Raw genomic sequence first — 15,237 nt, 5'->3', positions numbered from 1 at the left:
AAGGTTCGTTGCGTAGCTGGGCCCCGGCCTGCGCCGGGGAAGAAGGAGGGCATCAAATCTTCCAGCCGCTATGGATCGCGACCAGCCCGCCCAGCATCGGCTCGACGCTGGTCTGCACGAAGCCGGCCTCGCCGATCATCCGTTCGAAGGTCGGCATGTCGGGGAAACGGCGGATCGATTCGATCAGGTAGCGATAGCTCTCGCCATCGTGCGCGAGCAGCTGGCCGACCCTGGGCACGACCTTGTGCGAATAGGCGTCGTAGATATCGGCGAAGCCCGGCCAGAGCGTGGTCGAGAACTCCAGGCAGAAAAAGCGCCCGCCGCGGCGGAGCACTCGGTGCGCCTCACGTAGCGCCTTGGGGATGTCGGTCACGTTCCGGATGCCGAAGGCGATGGTATAGGCATCGAAGAAGCGATCGGGGAAAGCCAGCGTCTCGGCATTGGCCTCGGTCCATACCAGGCCGTCGATGCCGCGCTTCTGCGCCCGTTCCATGCCGACTTCGAGCATCTGCGGGTTGATGTCGGCGACCGTCACCGAGGCGCCGGATTTCGCAAGTCGGAAGGCGATGTCGCCGGTGCCGCCGGCCATATCGAGTATCTGTTCGCCTTCGCGCGGCTTCACCCGGCGGATGAAGCGGTCCTTCCACAGCCGGTGCATGCCGCCCGACATCGCGTCGTTCATGATGTCGTAGCGCGAGGCCACACTCGAAAAGACGCCGCCGACCCGGCGCGTCTTCTCGTCGGGGGCCACGTCTTCATAGCCGAAGGAAACGGTGTCGCTCATTCGCGTCGCTCTAGCGGAGGGCGCGGCCAGAGCAAACCGTCACGTTTGACTTGTCTGTGCCGTTTCCGTGAAGAAGCCGTATGCCAGAGCTTCCAGAAGTCGAAACCACCGTCAACGGCCTGCGCCCGGTGCTGCAGGACCAGCGGATCACGCTGGTCCAGATGCGGCGTCCGGATCTGCGCCGGCCTTTCCCCGCCGATCTCGGCCAGCGCTTGACCGGTGCCGTGGTGACGGGGCTGGGGCGCCGCGCCAAATACGGACTGATCGATACCGATCGCGGCGACACGGTGATCTTCCATCTCGGTATGTCGGGCAAGTGGCGAATCGATCCGAGCGAGGTGTTGCCGCACGACCACCTGATCGTGGAGACGGCGAAGCATCGCCTGGCGCTCAACGACGCCCGGCGATTCGGCTCGCTCGACCTGGTGCCGACCGAGTCGCTCGCCAGCTATCCGCCCTTTCTCGCGATGGGCCCCGAGCCGCTCGGCCCCGATTTCACCGCGCGCTATCTGCTGAAGGCACTCGACGGCCGGATCGCGTCGATCAAGCTGATGCTGCTCGATCAGCGAATCGTCGCGGGGCTGGGCAATATCTATGTGTGCGAGGCGCTGCATCTCGCGCGCATCGCGCCGATGCGGCCGGCCGGGCAGATCTCGCTGGCGCGGCTCGAACGGCTCGTCGCGGCGGTGCGCACGGTGCTGGAAGCGGCGATCGAGGCGGGCGGGTCGTCCTTGCGCGACTATGCCAGGCCCGATGGCGAGCTCGGCTATTTCTCCAAGCAATGGCGGGTCTATGGTCGCGAGGGCGAGCCCTGCGATTGCGGGGGCAAGGTCGCGCGCTACACCGAGGGTGGGCGGTCCACCTTCTGGTGCCCGAAATGCCAACGTTGAACGAGAGGATCGGACGATGAGCGGACCACGATTCGAGGATCGGAATCTCAGCGGCATCCTGTTCGGCAATTGCAATCTCGCGGGGGCGACCTTCGACGATTGCAACCTGTCGGGCTCGACGTTCAACAACATCAACCTTTCCGGCACGACCATCACTGACGTGAACCTCTCGGGCGTGACGATCGACATCGCCAATGTCGAAGGGCTGACGATCATGGGCCATGACATCGCGGCGCTGATCAGGGCCGAGCATGATCGGGGCCGGTCCTGTTCCTGAGGAACCGGGGGAATCGTCACACGACCGTCATTCGGCCGGTTGACCGACTCACTCATCCTCAGTAAGAGGCCCGCTTTCCGGGGCTGCGGGCTTTGCCGTCCGCGCCCTTTCTTTATTTCAGATCAGAGGGCTTCATGGCGAACACGCCACAGGCGAAAAAGCGAATTCGGCGCAACGCACGTCGCGCTGAAGTTAACGGGAACCGCGTTGGCCGTATCCGGACCTTCGTGAAGAAGGCTGAGGCCGCGCTGGCGTCGGGCGACAAGGATGCCGCGAGCGCCGCGGTTGCAGCGATGCAGCCCGAGCTGGCCAAGGGCGTTGCGAAGGGCGTGCTCCACAAGAACACCGCCTCGCGCAAGTTCTCGCGCCTGACCAAGCGACTCACCGCACTCGCCTGATCCTTTCGGATCGGTCGGAACAACGGCCCGCCGGGATTCTTCCGGCGGGTTTTTTGTCATGTGCGTGCAACCTGGCTTTCATGAGCGCGCAACACGGTTATGTTGCCATGCACGATTTGGTTCCATTTCGGACCGGTTCCATACCCGAATCATGAAAAGTCAGGATTCACCACGATTCGCAGGGGCTGTGGGCATCGCCGTCTGAAATTATCGGGATTTCCCAGCGGCTTGTAAGATTTTTGACGGGAATCCTTGGCGTATGCCGAGTCAATCCCGTTTATTTCGGTTTTGTTACGTGCTTGGGTCTTGCCCGACTCGGTTCGATCTTCATAATCGACCTTCGCCGCGCAGACGTTCCGTCTCTTGCGGTCTTATTTGAGACCTTCGAAGTCAGGCGGACGCTGATTCCGGCTGGGGGGAGGCTTGTCTGTTTGAAATCAGGCGGCCCGGGACGAAACGCCCCGGCACCGGGAGAAGGATTACGTGTTGGCGGGGACTGTTACCGGAGAGGCGGCTCGGTTGAGTGACGCAGCGAAGGCGTGGGGCACGGTGCGTGGGCACCTGCGCGAATCCGCCGGCGTGCGCCTGTTCGACCAGTGGCTGAAGCCGATCGAGCTGATCGACGGTGCCGAGTCGGATACGATTCGCCTCGCTCTGCCGTCCGCCTTCATGACCAACTGGGTCCGCAATCACTACGCCGACCGGCTGTTCCAGGAATTCCGCGCGATCCTGCCCGACGTGCGCAGCGTCTCGATCGAGACTCGCTCGGCCAAGGCCGCGCCGGCGGTGCTGACCGTCGAGGTGCCGGCCGCACCCGCACCTGTCGCGGCGCCAGTATCGGCACGCCCGGCGCTCGACCCGCGTTTCACCTTTGACCGGTTCGTGGTCGACCAGTCCAACCGCGTCGCCTTCAATGCGGCGCAGGCGCTGGCCCAGGCCGGCAAGCCCCGCTTCAGCCCCTTGTTCCTTCACAGCGGCACGGGCCAGGGCAAGACGCATCTGATGCACGCGATCGGCGCGGCCTATCTCGAGGCCTGCCCGGACGCGAACGTCATCATGATGTCGGCCGAGCGCTTCATGTTCGAGTTCGTCCAGGCGCTTCGTGCGCGCGACACCCACAGCTTCAAGGCACGCCTGCGCGCCGCCGACCTGCTGATGATCGACGATCTCCAGTTCATCGCCGGCAAGGACGCGACTCAGGAGGAATTCTTCCACACCGTCAGCGAAGTGATGGCGACCGGCAAACGGCTGGTGATCAGCGCCGACCGCTGCCCGCAGGGGCTCGACGGAGTCGAGGCGCGCATCACCTCGCGCCTGTCGGTCGGCCTGGTGGCGGACATCAAGGCGCCCGACCTGGCGCTGCGCCGCGCGGTGCTCGACCGCAAGCTGGCCGATATGCCCGAAGCCAATGTGCCGACGGATGTGCTCGATCTGCTGGCGACGCGGATCACCGCCAATATCCGCGACCTCGAAGGGTCGCTCAACCGGCTGGTCGCCTATGCGCAACTGACCGGCGAGACGATCGACATGGAGTTCGCCGTGGCGACGCTTGGCGAAGTGCTGCGCGGCGCCGAGCGCCGTGTGACGATCGACGAGATCCAGCGTGCCGTCTCGGCGCATTTCGAGCTGAAGCCGATCGACCTCGTCTCTGCACGGCGTGCAGTGGTGGTGGCGCGTCCGCGCCAGATCGCCATGTATCTCGCCAAGCGCCTGACGACCCGCTCACTGCCGGAGATCGGCCGCAAGTTCGGCGGCCGCGACCATTCGACCGTGATCCATGCGGTGCGCCGTATCGAGGAACTGCGCGACAAGGACCGCGAGATCGATGGCGCGGTGCGGACGTTGTTGCGCGAGCTCGAGGGGTAAAACTCCCCTCCCTGAAAGGGAGAGGCAGGGGTGGGTGCGCGCGTCTGCGCGCTCCAAAAGACTCTGCGGCGTTGACGGCAAAAGAAAAAGGCGGGCATCGAGCCCGCCTTTTTCTTACCCCCGACCCCTCCCTTTCAGGGAGGGGAGATTGGGGTTTACTTCTTCTCCGGTGCGATCGTGATCTTCACCGTCTCACCCGAATTGCCGGGGAAGCCCGTGAACATCGCCTCGACCAGGCGCGGGACCAGATAGGGCAGGTCGTCGTTGCGCGACTGGGCCTTGGCGGTGCCTTCGAACACGCTCTTGCCGTTGTCGGCGCGGTCGATGCGCAGGTTCAGCTCGCTGGTGTAGATGGTGAAGCTCGACACGTCGTTGTCGAACAAGAATGGATCGTTGAAGCCGAAGGCGAAGCGGCTGCGGCCATAATAGCCGAAGCGACCGCCATAGCCGCCGTAACGGCCGAAGCCCGGGCCATAGCCGCCATAGCCGAAGCCGGCCCCAAAGCCCGGCGTGGTCACCACTTTCTCGCGGCCCTTGTCGACGTCATAGCCGATCCTCACCACCAGATCGGCACGCGCCGGATCGGCGGCGGGCTGATAACCTTGAGTCGACAGCTTGGCCGAGACGAGCTGCGCATATTGGCCGAACTCGATACCGCCATCGTTCCGCGGGTCGATCGCCTTGACCACGAAGCTCTGGCCCTGCGCCTGGGGAAGCTGCTGGAAGCGAGAGACCCTGGCGTTGAACGGCGTGGCGCAGCCGCCCAGCGCGAGCAGGGCAACGGCGGCGATGGAGAACATCTTCATGGGCTTGCGACCTTGAGCAGGAGAAGGCGAGAGATCAGGAGAAAAGCGTCGGAAAGTCAGTCGGTTGCAATTGTGCTGCTGCCGTTATGAATAGCGCTTGAATGGCGCGATGCAAATCCTTCAAAAACCGGGGCTCGTCCCTCTGAGATGAGGCCGCCTCCACGGCGCTGCCCGGGGTCCAGTAGGGAAGGTAGTAGTGACGACGCGCTACGCCAAGACCTCTGGCGTCCCCCGACTGGACCCCGGCCTTCGCCGGGGAAGAAAAATGGAAGGCGCTGCGCTCAGACGTGCAAGCCCACCGCCCGCTGTGCCGCCAGAAGCGTCGGCGCGGCGATGGCATTTGCCCGGGCGCTGCCCTTGGCCAGCGCGGCGCCGACCGCGGCGCGATCGCCCAGCAATGCGGTCAGCCGGTCGCGGATCGGCCCGAGCTTCGCCACCGCCAGGTCGGCCAGCGCGGGCTTGAACGCGCCGAAGCCCTTGCCCCCGAACTCCGCCATCACTGCGTCGGTGGTGGTGTCGGCCAGCGCCGAATAGATGGTGACGAGGTTCTTCGCTTCGGGCCGTTCGCCCAGCTCGGCGAAGGTCGCGGGGAGGGGCTCGGGATCGGTCTTCGCTTTCTTGAGCTTCTGCACGATCGTGTCGTCGCTATCGACCAGGTTGATGCGCGACGCGTCCGACGGATCGGACTTGGACATCTTCGCGCTGCCGTCGCGCAAGCTCATGATCCGCGGCGCTGCCTTCGACACGAACGGCTCGGGCAGGGTGAACAGCTCGACCCCGTAATCATTGTTGAACTTGGTCGCGATGTCGCGCGCGAGCTCGAGATGCTGTTTCTGGTCCTCGCCGACCGGGACATGAGTCGCCTGGTAGAGCAGCACGTCGGCGGCCTGCAGCACCGGATAGGTGAACAGGGCGACGCTCTGGCTCTCGCCGCTCTTGCCCGCCTTGTCCTTCCACTGAGTCATGCGGTTGAGCCAGCCCATGCGGGCGGTGCCGCCCAGGATCCAGGCGAGCTCGCTATGCGCCGGCACGCGGGCCTGGTTGAACAGGATCGCGCGATCCGAATCGATGCCGCAGGCGAGCAGGGTCGCCGCCATCTCGATCGAGTTGGACGTCAGCTCGGCCGGCACGACCGGCTGCGACAGTGCATGAAGGTCGGCCAGAAAGAACAGGCAATCCTCGCCCGGCTTCATCGAGTCCTGCATCGCGACCCATTGCTTGATCGCCCCCAGATAATTGCCGAGGTGGAGATTGCCGGTGGGCTGGATGCCGGAGACGACGCGCATGTTGTTCTCGTGTCAGGGGGCGCGCTTGCGCCGAAGGAAAGCAAGGTCGTCGCGAGTGAAGGCACCCAGGACGAAGGTGGCGACCGCATAGACGAAGCCGCCCGCTGCGACCAGCGCCAGCATGGCGCCGGTGCGGATCATCCAGCTGCCATGCAGATAGGGCGTGAGCAGCCCCTGCAGCAGCCACAGGATGCCGCCCATTGCAAGGGCCGCCGCACCGAGCCGCCAGGCGCGGTGGAGCAGGCGCTGGTCGGGCTCGAAATGGCCGCGAACACGCAAGGTGCGGTAGAGCAGGAAGACGTTGACCGTGGAGGCGAGCGCCGTCGCGAGCGGCGGGCCCATATGCTTGAGCGGCACGATGAAGGCGAGGTTGAGCACGAGGTTCACGACCATGCTGATCGTCGCATAGCGGACCGGCGTCCTGGTGTCGGACCGGGCATAATAGCCGGGGGTCAGCACCTTCACGAGGATGTAGCTGGGCAGGCCGATCGAGAAGGCCGAGAGCGCCTGGGCGGTGAAGAACGTGTCCTGCGCGGTGAATTTGCCATGCTCGAACAGCGCAGCGACGATCGGGCCGCCGCACAATACCAGAGCGACGGTCGCGGGCAGGGTGAGCAGCAGGGCCAGCTCCATGCCGCGATTCTGCGAGTCCATCGCCGCCTTGTCCTCGCCCGCGCCGAGCTGGCGCGAGATGAGCGGGAGCAGCACGGTGCCGAGCCCGATGCCGATCAGGCCGAGCGGGAGCTGGTTCACCCGGTCGGCGGTGTAGATATAGGTGACCGACCCGGCGGGCAGCAGCGAGGCGGCGAGCGCGGTCGAGACGACCAGGTTGATCTGCACCGCGCCGGCACCGGCGGCGGCGGGCCAGATCAGCGCCATCAGCTTCTTCACGTCCGGGCTGAGCCGCGGGAGCTTGAGGCGCAGCTTCACACCGCTCCGCCAGCAGGCATGCATCAGCCAGAGCAATTGCAGCAGGCCGGCCACGCTGACGGCGATCGCCTGGTTGCGCGCGGTCAGATACGGGTCGTGATTGTGGAAGAACAGGAGCGCCGCGATCAGTGTCAGGTTGAGCAGGATCGGTGCCGCGGCGTTGACCCAGAATTTGTGCAGCGAATTGAGGATGCCGCCGAGCAGCGACACCAGGCTGATGAACAGCAGATAGGGGAAGGTGAAGCGCGACAGCTCGACCGCGAAGGCGAACTGATCATTGCTGATCCCGTTGAACTTGCCCGACATGGCATAGGTCACCGGCCAGGCGAAGATCTCGACGATGATCGTCATCACGATCAGCACCGGCAGCAGCACCGACAGCGCGTCCTCGGCAAAGGCGACGCCGGCGGGAAGGCCGGGGCCGTCCTTGTCCGCCACCTTGCGGTTGAACATCGGGATGAAGGCAGCCGAGAAGGCGCCCTCCGCGAACAGCGCGCGGAACAGGTTGGGCAGGCGGAAGGCGACCAGGAAAGCGTCCGACGCGAAGCTCGCGCCGACGAAGCGCACGAACAGCGAATCGCGCACGAGCCCCAGCACGCGGCTGGCGAGGGTGAGACCCCCGATCGATCCCAGCGCGCGCGTGAGGTTCATGGCTGTTGGTCCCGCGGGCCCGAGGGAATCAGGCGGTGCCGATTTCCCCGGCTGCGGCCTGATCGCGTGCCTCTGCCTGCTGCATGTAGATCGCGGCGAAATCGATCGGCTCGAGCAGCAGCGGCTGGAAGCCGCCGTCGCGGACCGCATCGGCGAGCACGCGGCGCGCGAACGGGAAGAGCAGGCGCGGCGCCTCTGCCAGCAGGAAGGGCTGGACATGCTCTTCCGGGATGTTGCGCAGGCCGAACAGCCCGGCATAGGTCAGCTCGGCGATGAAGGCGACCTGGCCTTCGGTTTCGGCACGCACCTCGACGCGGAGCACCACTTCGTGGATTTCCTCGCCAACCTGGGCGGTGCCGATGTTGAACTGGACGTCGATCTGCGGCGGCGTGGTGATCTGGAAGATCGCCGGCGCGTTCGGATTCTCGAACGACAGGTCCTTCACATATTGCGAGATAAGCCCTGCCGCGGGCGTCGTGTCGGCGCCATTGGGGAGGGGCTCGGTGCCCGTGATGATGCCGTCGTCCTGCTCGCTCATCGAAAGTCCATTCCTTGAAGATCGAAATATCGGCCGCCCCCTGTGGCGTGCCGGCGACCGCGCGCCTAGCAGGGGGCGGCGGGCAGTTCAACGGCTGCTGCCCGTATCGTGACCTGTATCGTGCGTTGTGCCATTTGAAACGTTGGCGCGTTACGCCTATGTAGGTCGTTAGCCGAAAGTGGAGGCAAGGTGCTCTTTGTAGTTCTTCTCGCGATGGTCGCCGCCTTTTTGGCGTTGCGTCTCTATATGGTGCTTGGCAAGCGGACGGGGCATGAGCAGGTCCTTCCCAAGCCCGCGGAGGAGCGTGCGCCGCTGACGCCGCTGCCTCGACCGATCGAGGTTGCGCAGGAACCGCGCGAGGTTGCGACTCGCAACATCGATCCCCGCGCGGAGGCTGGCCTTCGCGCGATCGTCGCGGCGGAACCGAGCTTCGATGTCGCCCAGTTCGTCGAAGGCGCCCAGGCGGCCTATCGCATGATCCTCGAAGCCTATTGGAAGGGTGACGAGGAATCGCTCGGCTGGCTGGTCGATGACGACGTGCGCGGCGCCTTTGCCGAAGCGATCGCCGAGCGTGCCGCCGCGGGCCATGTGCTCGACAACCGCCTCGTGTCGATCGAGCGGGCGATGATCTCCGACGCGTCGGTCGAGAATCGCCAGGCACGCATCACGGTGCGCTTCGACGCCGATATCGCCGCGGTGACGCGCGATGCCGACGGCAATCTCGTCGCCGGGTCGATGAGCGACGCCGTCGAGACGCATGACGTCTGGACCTTCGCCCGCACGCTGAAGAGCAGCGATCCGAACTGGAAGCTCGCCGACACCGACGAAGCGTGACCGCCGTGCGTCGCGGGGGGATTGTCGCGCTGGCGCTGGTGCTGAGCGCCTGTAGCGGCGGTGTCGTGCCGCGCCCGGCCGGACCTTCCACCATCGTAGCAGCGCCGGTCATCAAGCCGGTTGCCGCGACTCCGATCACGCCGGCCCCTGCTGCCGCTGCGCCCGCGACAGCCACTGCCGCCAAGGCGGGATTGCTGGCCGGCCCGCCGCTCCCATCGCTGCCGATCAACGAGGCGCAGGCCGCGCGGGCGCTTGCTGCGTTCCGGACCAGTTGCAACACCCTCCAGCGGCGCACCGATGCCTCGGGCCTGACCCGCGGCGACGACTGGCAGCCGGCTTGTTCCGCAGCCGCCGGAGTCGGTTCGGGCGGAGCGCGGGGGTTTTTCGCGCAATGGTTCGAGACGGTGCAGGTCGGCGACGGCAAGGCCTTCGCGACGGGCTATTACGAGCCCGAGATTGCCGGATCGCGCAATCGCCGCCCTGGTTATGACGTGCCGATCTATGGCCGGCCGACCGATTTGGTCGATGTCGACCTCAGCCAGTTCAGCGCCGACCTGAAGGGCAAGAAGATCCGCGGGCGCGTGGATGGCAGCAATTTCGTGCCCTATTTCGACCGGACCGCGATCGAGCAGGGCGCGCTGGCGCAGCGCGCGCCGATCATTGCCTGGGCGGCCGACCCGGTCGAGCTGTTCTTCCTCCAGATCCAGGGATCGGGGCGGCTGAAGCTGCCCGACGGATCGGTGATGCGGATCGGTTATGAGAGCCAGAATGGCCGCGACTATACCGGCATCGGCGCGCTGATGAAGCAGCGTGGGCTGCTCGGGCCGGGGCAGACATCGATGCAGGGCATCGTCGCCTGGCTGCGCAGCCACCCCGAGGAGGGCGCCGCGATCATGCGCGAGAACAAGAGTTATGTGTTCTTCCGCGAGCAGCAGACGCCGCCGCTCGGCGCGCTTGGTCTGCCGGTGACCGCCGGGGTGAGCGTGGCCGCCGACCCGAGGTTCGTGCCGCTGGGTGCGCCTGCCTTCCTGTCGATGGACCGGGCCGATGCGACCGGGCTGTGGGTCGCGCAGGATACCGGCGGGGCGATCCGGGGCAGCAATCGCTTCGACACCTTCTGGGGTGCGGGCGACGATGCCGAGGCACGGGCGGGCGGCATGTCGGCGCGGGGCACGGCCTTCCTGCTGCTGCCGGTCGGCACCCTGGCGCGGCTCGCGGCGGAGAGGGCCAGTGGCGGAGCGCCCGTTAACCCCTGACGAAGCCGCGCTCTGGGCGAAGGTGATGGCGACGGTGCGGCCGATGGTGAAAGCCAGGGCGGCGACCAGGGCGGCCATTGCCGTCGCCCGGGCGGAGCCTGTTGCTTCTGCGCCCAAGGCCGTCGCGAAGCCGGTGGCTGGAAAGCCGCCACGCGTCGAGCCGAAAAAGGCGCCCTCGCCCGCGCAGCCGAGTAATACGCTGGACGGCAGCTGGGACCGCCAATTGTCGCGCGGCCTGGTGTCGCCTGACGATACGATCGATCTGCACGGCCATAATCTCGCCTCCGCTTACGCGCTGCTCGACTCAGCGCTCGACCGGTCGATCCGCGCCGGCGACCGGCTGATCCTGCTCGTCACCGGCAAGCCGCCGCGGGCCGAGAGCGAGCGGCCGCATGCGCGTGGGGCGATCCGCGCGGCGGTGGGGGACTGGCTGGCCGGATCGCGCCATGCCGCCTCGATCGCGGCGGTACGCGGCGCGCATCCGCGCCACGGCGGCACCGGCGCGCTCTACATCATTCTCCGGAAACCCCGCGTCCAACGAAAATTTTAACCTCTATCCGCGATAATCGCGGCTCGACCGGACGATTTTTGTCCGCCGCTGCGGGGGATCTCTGGATCGCAATGGAAGGCGTATCGCTCAAGAGTCGTGCCATCGTGTTCGCGATGTGCGCCGGGGCGGTTGCCTTCATTCTCGCGCTCGTGGCGACGTCGAGCGGGCAGATCGGCATCGGCAACGTCTCGCGCGCGCTCATCCCGGCACTGGTCTGCGCGGCGATGTGCTGGGCCTCGGCCGAACGCTCGATCGCCGGGACCGCCTCCGCCATCGACGCGGCGATCGCCCGGCTGACCAGCGCGGCGCATGGCGATCTCGAGGGCGAGATTCCCGCGGAGATCGGCGAGAATGTGCCCCAGCTCGCCCATGCGATGAACGGGCTGTTCCAGCAATTGAACGCCAATCTGGAAAGCGTGCACCGGCTGGCGATGTTCGATCCCGTCACCTCGCTGCCCAACCGCACCAATTTCCGCCGCACCTGCGAGCGGGCGCTGACCGACATGCCGCAGGGCGCGAGCGCCGTGCTGTTCTTCATCGATCTCGACCGCTTCAAGGTGGTCAACGACACGATGGGCCATGCAATGGGCGACATGCTGCTCGGCATGGTGGCCAACCGGCTTCGCGCCGTGGCCGACCGGGTGACCGTCGAAACGGGCGTGCCGCAGCCGCTGATCGGGCGGCTGGCGGGCGACGAGTTCACCATGTTCTTCCCCGATATCCACGATCCGGCCGAAGCCGCGCGGATCGGCCGCGGCGTGCTGTTCGCGCTGAGCGAACCGTTCGACCTGGTCGGCAACGATATCGAGATCGGCGCGTCGATCGGCATCGCGCTCCGCCCGCAGCATGGCGAGAACCTGACGGATCTGATGCGCGCGGCCGACGCCGCCATGTATCACGCCAAGGCAAGCGGCCGTGGCCGCGCCGAGCATTTCACGGAAGAACTCGCCAACCAGATCGCGGATCGTGCTCAGCTGGAGCGGGACCTGCGCGAAGCGATCGAGCAGGACCAGTTCACGCTGGTCTTCCAGCCCCAGGTCGCTGTCTGGGGCGGCGAGATCATCGCGGCCGAGGCGCTGCTGCGCTGGCGCCATCCGCGTGACGGCGTCCGGTTGCCCGGCAGCTTCATCCAGCGTGCCGAGGAGACCGGCCTGATCGTCGAGATCGGCGAATGGGTGATCGGCACCGTCGCCGAGACGATCGCGCGCTGGGGCCATATGGGCATCGAGCAGCGGCTGGCGATCAACATCAGCCCGCGCCAGCTCGACCATGCCAGTTTCTTCCGGCGCCTGCGCGAGGCGATGCGGGCGGCCAATGCGCCCGCCCGGCTGCTCGAGCTCGAGATCACCGAGACGCTGGCGATGCATTGCAGCGAGGAAGTGGTCGAGGCGATCGCCCTGCTGCGCGCTGACGGCGCGACCATCGCGATCGACGATTTCGGTACCGGCTATTCCAACCTGGCGCGGCTGCGCGACCTGCCGGTCGATCGGGTCAAGCTCGACCGCAGCCTGATCGAGCATATCGCGGACAATGCCGAGGCGCGCACGATCGCGCATGCGGTGGTCGGCCTGATCCACGGCATCGGCTGCGAGGCGGTCGCCGAAGGGGTCGAGACTCAGGCACAGGCCGATGTGATGCGCGTGATCGGCTGCGACGTGATCCAGGGCTATGCGATTGCCGCGCCGATGGACGAAGAGGCCTTCATCGCCTGGTCCCGCGGCGATGATCGGCAAAAGGCGGCTGGCTGAAGCTTTTCGCGATCGGCCAATGCGTCGCGAGGCCGGGACTAGCCAGGAACCGACTGAGCGGATCGGCTCATAGAGCGATACCGCAGGTCCAAGCCACATAACCCGACGGATCGGGCGCACTTGCCAGTGCCGCCATTTCCGCTCGTTTCCCGTCGAGCGACGCGCGAGCACCATCTTCTTATTGCGATCGCTTCTCAGTTGCACTAGCAAACCTGTGACTCGGCGTTCGAACGAACCGCGGCGCCACGTCCGGTTCGCGCACGCTCGCACATTTTGGGGATATTGATTGAAACCCACCATATCACTGCTTCTCGGCGGCTCATTGCTCGCGCTGGCGTTCCCGGCAGCGGCCCAGACGGCGGAGGAAAAGGTCGAGTCAGGCGACGATATCGTCGTCACGGGCACCTACACGCTGCCCGACAAGATCGACACGGCGACCGGCCTCGGCCTGACGGTGCGCGAGACGCCGCAGTCCGTCAGCATCATCACCGCGCAGCGCATCCTCGACCAGAATTTGACCACCGTCGCCGACGTGATCCAGAACGGCGTGGGCGTGACGGTCAATGAAGTCGATGATGTCCGAAACAGCTTCTACGCGCGCGGCTTCGAGATCCGGAACTATCAGGTCGATGGCGTGCCGACCGCCTGGACGCTGGCCGGCGGCGCGGGTGAGACCATGGCCGATGTGTCGATCTTCGACCGCGTCGAGATCGTCCGCGGCGCGACCGGCCTGCTCAGCGGTGCGGGCGACCCTTCCGCCTCGGTCAACCTGGTCCGCAAACATGCCGATAGCACCGACTGGTCCGGCTACGCCAACGCCAGTTACGGCAGCTGGAACACCTGGCGCATATCGGGCGATGTCGGCGGTGCGCTCACCTCGGACGGCCGCATCCGCGTCCGCGCCGTCGGCCGCTATGAGGAGGCCGAGAGCTATATCGATCTCTACAACAACCAGAAATTCGTCCTGTACGGCGTGGTCGATGCCGACATCACCGACAACACCTTGCTGCGCGCCGGCATCAGCCACCAGGAAGGTAGGCCCGATGCGCCGACCTGGGGTGCGCTACCCAGCTTTTACACCGATGGCAGCTTCGCGGTCTGGCCGCGCTCGCTGACGCCCGCGGCACCCTGGACTTTCTGGGATACCGTCAACCAGAACATCTTCGCCACCTTGAGCCATGATTTCGGCGGCGGTTGGAGCGTGACTGCCAATTACAACCGGCTCAAGAATGCCCAGTCCACCGAGCTGCTCTACCTCTCCGGTCTGGTCGACAAGGCGACCGGGGATATTCAGTTCGGCTATCCCTACAAGGACAAGGGCAAGAGCATCCAGAACAGCTTCGACGCCCAGGTGAAGGGTCGGATCAGCCTGTTCGGCCGCGATCATGAGCTCGTGCTGGGGGCGCTGCACAGCGTGCAGAACCGCGACGATACGACCTATTCCGCGCTGGCCTTCCTGCCCGGCACGGATTTCGCGACCCTGGGCGGCAGCGCCTATCCCTATCCGGGTTTCTCGACGACCGGCTCGCTGGATGTCAGGGAACGCGTCGAGCAGACCGGCTATTATGGCGCGCTGCGCCTCAACGTCAGCGACCGGCTCAAGCTGATCGGCGGCGGCCGCCTGTCGAGCTGGAAGCAGACGGGCTTCTCCTTCGGGACGACGAGCAATTACGGCGATGACAATGTGTTCATCCCCTATGTCGGCGCACTCTACGACGTCACGTCGAACCATCGCCTCTATGCGAGCTTCACCAAGATCTTCCAGCCGCAGAACGCACAGGACATCAATTTCCGGCAGCTCGCGCCGCTTGACGGCAAGGCCTATGAAATCGGCGTGAAGAGCGCCTTCTTCAACGAGGCGTTGCAAACCTCGCTCGCCCTGTTCCGCATCGAGCAGGACAATCTGGCAGTGCTCCTCGGCATCGCCACGCCGCCCGGCGGTCTGCCGCAGAATTATTATCGCGAGGCTGACAATATTGTGAGCCAAGGTGTCGAGCTCGAGGTCACCGGCAAGCCATTGCCCGGCTGGAACGTCAATTTTGGCGCCAGCCATTTCAAGATCGAGGATGAGAAGGGCGGCCCGATCAACACCGATCAGCCGCGCACCCTGGTCAAGCTGTTCACGACCTACACCCTGCCAGGGGTGCTAAGCGGGCTGACGGTCGGCGGCGGCGTCAATTATCGCAGCAAGGCGTATTCGACCGGCAGCAACCCGGTCACGAACGCAGTCTTCCGGTTCGAGCAGGACGGCTATGCGCTGGTCAGCCTGATGGCCCGGTACGCGCTCACCGAGAAGCTGCAGCTCCAGGCCAATATCGAGAACCTGCTCGACAAGACCTATTACAGCCAGATCGGCTTCTACAGCCAGTATCGCTACGGCGCGCCGCGCAGCTTCACCCTCGGCGCGACCTATCGTTTCTGAT

At 65.7% G+C, this 15,237-nt stretch carries 14 protein-coding genes; 9 read left to right on the top strand and 5 right to left on the bottom strand.

Translation table 11 applies throughout. From position 1 onward, the window contains the following. Positions 1 to 52: 52 nt before the first annotated feature. Complete coding sequence (locus WC729_RS01300; RefSeq protein ID WP_372848740.1) at positions 53 to 784, bottom strand: class I SAM-dependent methyltransferase; 732 nt, start codon at positions 782 to 784, stop codon at positions 53 to 55. An 80-nt stretch (positions 785 to 864) separates the two neighbouring features. Between WC729_RS01300 and mutM the strand changes: the two genes are divergently transcribed. The 4 genes from mutM (at position 865) to dnaA (ending at position 4,215) form a co-directional block, all read left to right on the top strand. Then, entirely contained in the window at positions 865 to 1,674 is an 810-nt protein-coding gene (gene mutM, locus WC729_RS01295) for a bifunctional DNA-formamidopyrimidine glycosylase/DNA-(apurinic or apyrimidinic site) lyase (protein WP_372848738.1), read from the top strand. A gap of 16 nt (positions 1,675 to 1,690) precedes the next feature. Further along, positions 1,691 to 1,951 (top strand): pentapeptide repeat-containing protein, encoded by a 261-nt coding sequence (locus WC729_RS01290; RefSeq protein WP_372848736.1) that lies wholly within the window; start codon positions 1,691 to 1,693, stop codon positions 1,949 to 1,951. Positions 1,952 to 2,085: 134 nt separating this feature from the next. Next, positions 2,086 to 2,349 (top strand): 30S ribosomal protein S20, encoded by a 264-nt coding sequence (rpsT, locus tag WC729_RS01285; RefSeq protein WP_272627889.1) that lies wholly within the window; start codon positions 2,086 to 2,088, stop codon positions 2,347 to 2,349. A 519-nt stretch (positions 2,350 to 2,868) separates the two neighbouring features. Further along, positions 2,869 to 4,215: a chromosomal replication initiator protein DnaA gene (gene dnaA / locus WC729_RS01280; protein ID WP_372848733.1), complete on the top strand. Its 1,347-nt coding sequence runs from the start codon at positions 2,869 to 2,871 to the stop codon at positions 4,213 to 4,215. Positions 4,216 to 4,370: 155 nt separating this feature from the next. Here dnaA and WC729_RS01275 read toward each other — a convergent pair whose 3' ends face one another. The 4 genes from WC729_RS01275 to secB all read right to left on the bottom strand — a co-directional run bounded on the left by WC729_RS01275 (position 4,371) and on the right by secB (position 8,426). Then, the gene (locus WC729_RS01275; protein WP_372848731.1) at positions 4,371 to 5,021 is read right to left on the bottom strand and encodes a DUF4136 domain-containing protein; all 651 of its coding nucleotides are present in this window, start codon (positions 5,019 to 5,021) and stop codon (positions 4,371 to 4,373) included. Positions 5,022 to 5,302: 281 nt separating this feature from the next. Then, positions 5,303 to 6,307, bottom strand: a complete 1,005-nt coding sequence (trpS, locus tag WC729_RS01270; RefSeq protein WP_372848729.1) for a tryptophan--tRNA ligase — start codon at positions 6,305 to 6,307, stop codon at positions 5,303 to 5,305. A gap of 12 nt (positions 6,308 to 6,319) precedes the next feature. Further along, on the bottom strand, positions 6,320 to 7,888 hold the full coding sequence (gene murJ / locus WC729_RS01265; protein ID WP_372848727.1) for a murein biosynthesis integral membrane protein MurJ: 1,569 nt from the start codon (positions 7,886 to 7,888) through the stop codon (positions 6,320 to 6,322). A 28-nt stretch (positions 7,889 to 7,916) separates the two neighbouring features. Beyond that, positions 7,917 to 8,426, bottom strand: a complete 510-nt coding sequence (gene secB, locus WC729_RS01260) for a protein-export chaperone SecB (RefSeq protein WP_372848725.1) — start codon at positions 8,424 to 8,426, stop codon at positions 7,917 to 7,919. A gap of 189 nt (positions 8,427 to 8,615) precedes the next feature. On the opposite strand from secB, the gene WC729_RS01255 reads away from it, so the two are divergent. From WC729_RS01255 to WC729_RS01235, 5 genes are all read left to right on the top strand, one after another. Then, positions 8,616 to 9,260, top strand: a complete 645-nt coding sequence (locus WC729_RS01255) for a Tim44/TimA family putative adaptor protein (RefSeq protein ID WP_372848723.1) — start codon at positions 8,616 to 8,618, stop codon at positions 9,258 to 9,260. Continuing rightward, the gene (locus WC729_RS01250; protein ID WP_372848721.1) at positions 9,257 to 10,516 is read left to right on the top strand and encodes a murein transglycosylase A; all 1,260 of its coding nucleotides are present in this window, start codon (positions 9,257 to 9,259) and stop codon (positions 10,514 to 10,516) included. Before WC729_RS01255 ends, WC729_RS01250 begins: the two co-directional genes overlap by 4 nt. Then, a complete protein-coding gene (locus WC729_RS01245) occupies positions 10,491 to 11,066 on the top strand; it encodes a Smr/MutS family protein (RefSeq protein WP_372848719.1) in 576 nt (191 codons plus the stop codon). Before WC729_RS01250 ends, WC729_RS01245 begins: the two co-directional genes overlap by 26 nt. A gap of 71 nt (positions 11,067 to 11,137) precedes the next feature. Further along, a complete protein-coding gene (locus WC729_RS01240) occupies positions 11,138 to 12,814 on the top strand; it encodes a putative bifunctional diguanylate cyclase/phosphodiesterase (RefSeq protein ID WP_372848717.1) in 1,677 nt (558 codons plus the stop codon). A gap of 286 nt (positions 12,815 to 13,100) precedes the next feature. Continuing rightward, complete coding sequence (locus WC729_RS01235) at positions 13,101 to 15,236, top strand: TonB-dependent siderophore receptor (RefSeq protein ID WP_372848715.1); 2,136 nt, start codon at positions 13,101 to 13,103, stop codon at positions 15,234 to 15,236. Position 15,237 lies beyond the last annotated feature (1 nt).

The sequence above is a fragment of the Sphingomonas sp. genome (genome assembly GCF_041661825.1).
Taxonomy (GTDB): domain Bacteria; phylum Pseudomonadota; class Alphaproteobacteria; order Sphingomonadales; family Sphingomonadaceae; genus Sphingomonas.
Note: the sequence above shows the minus strand (reverse complement) of the source record. Positions and strands in the feature narration are given on the sequence as shown.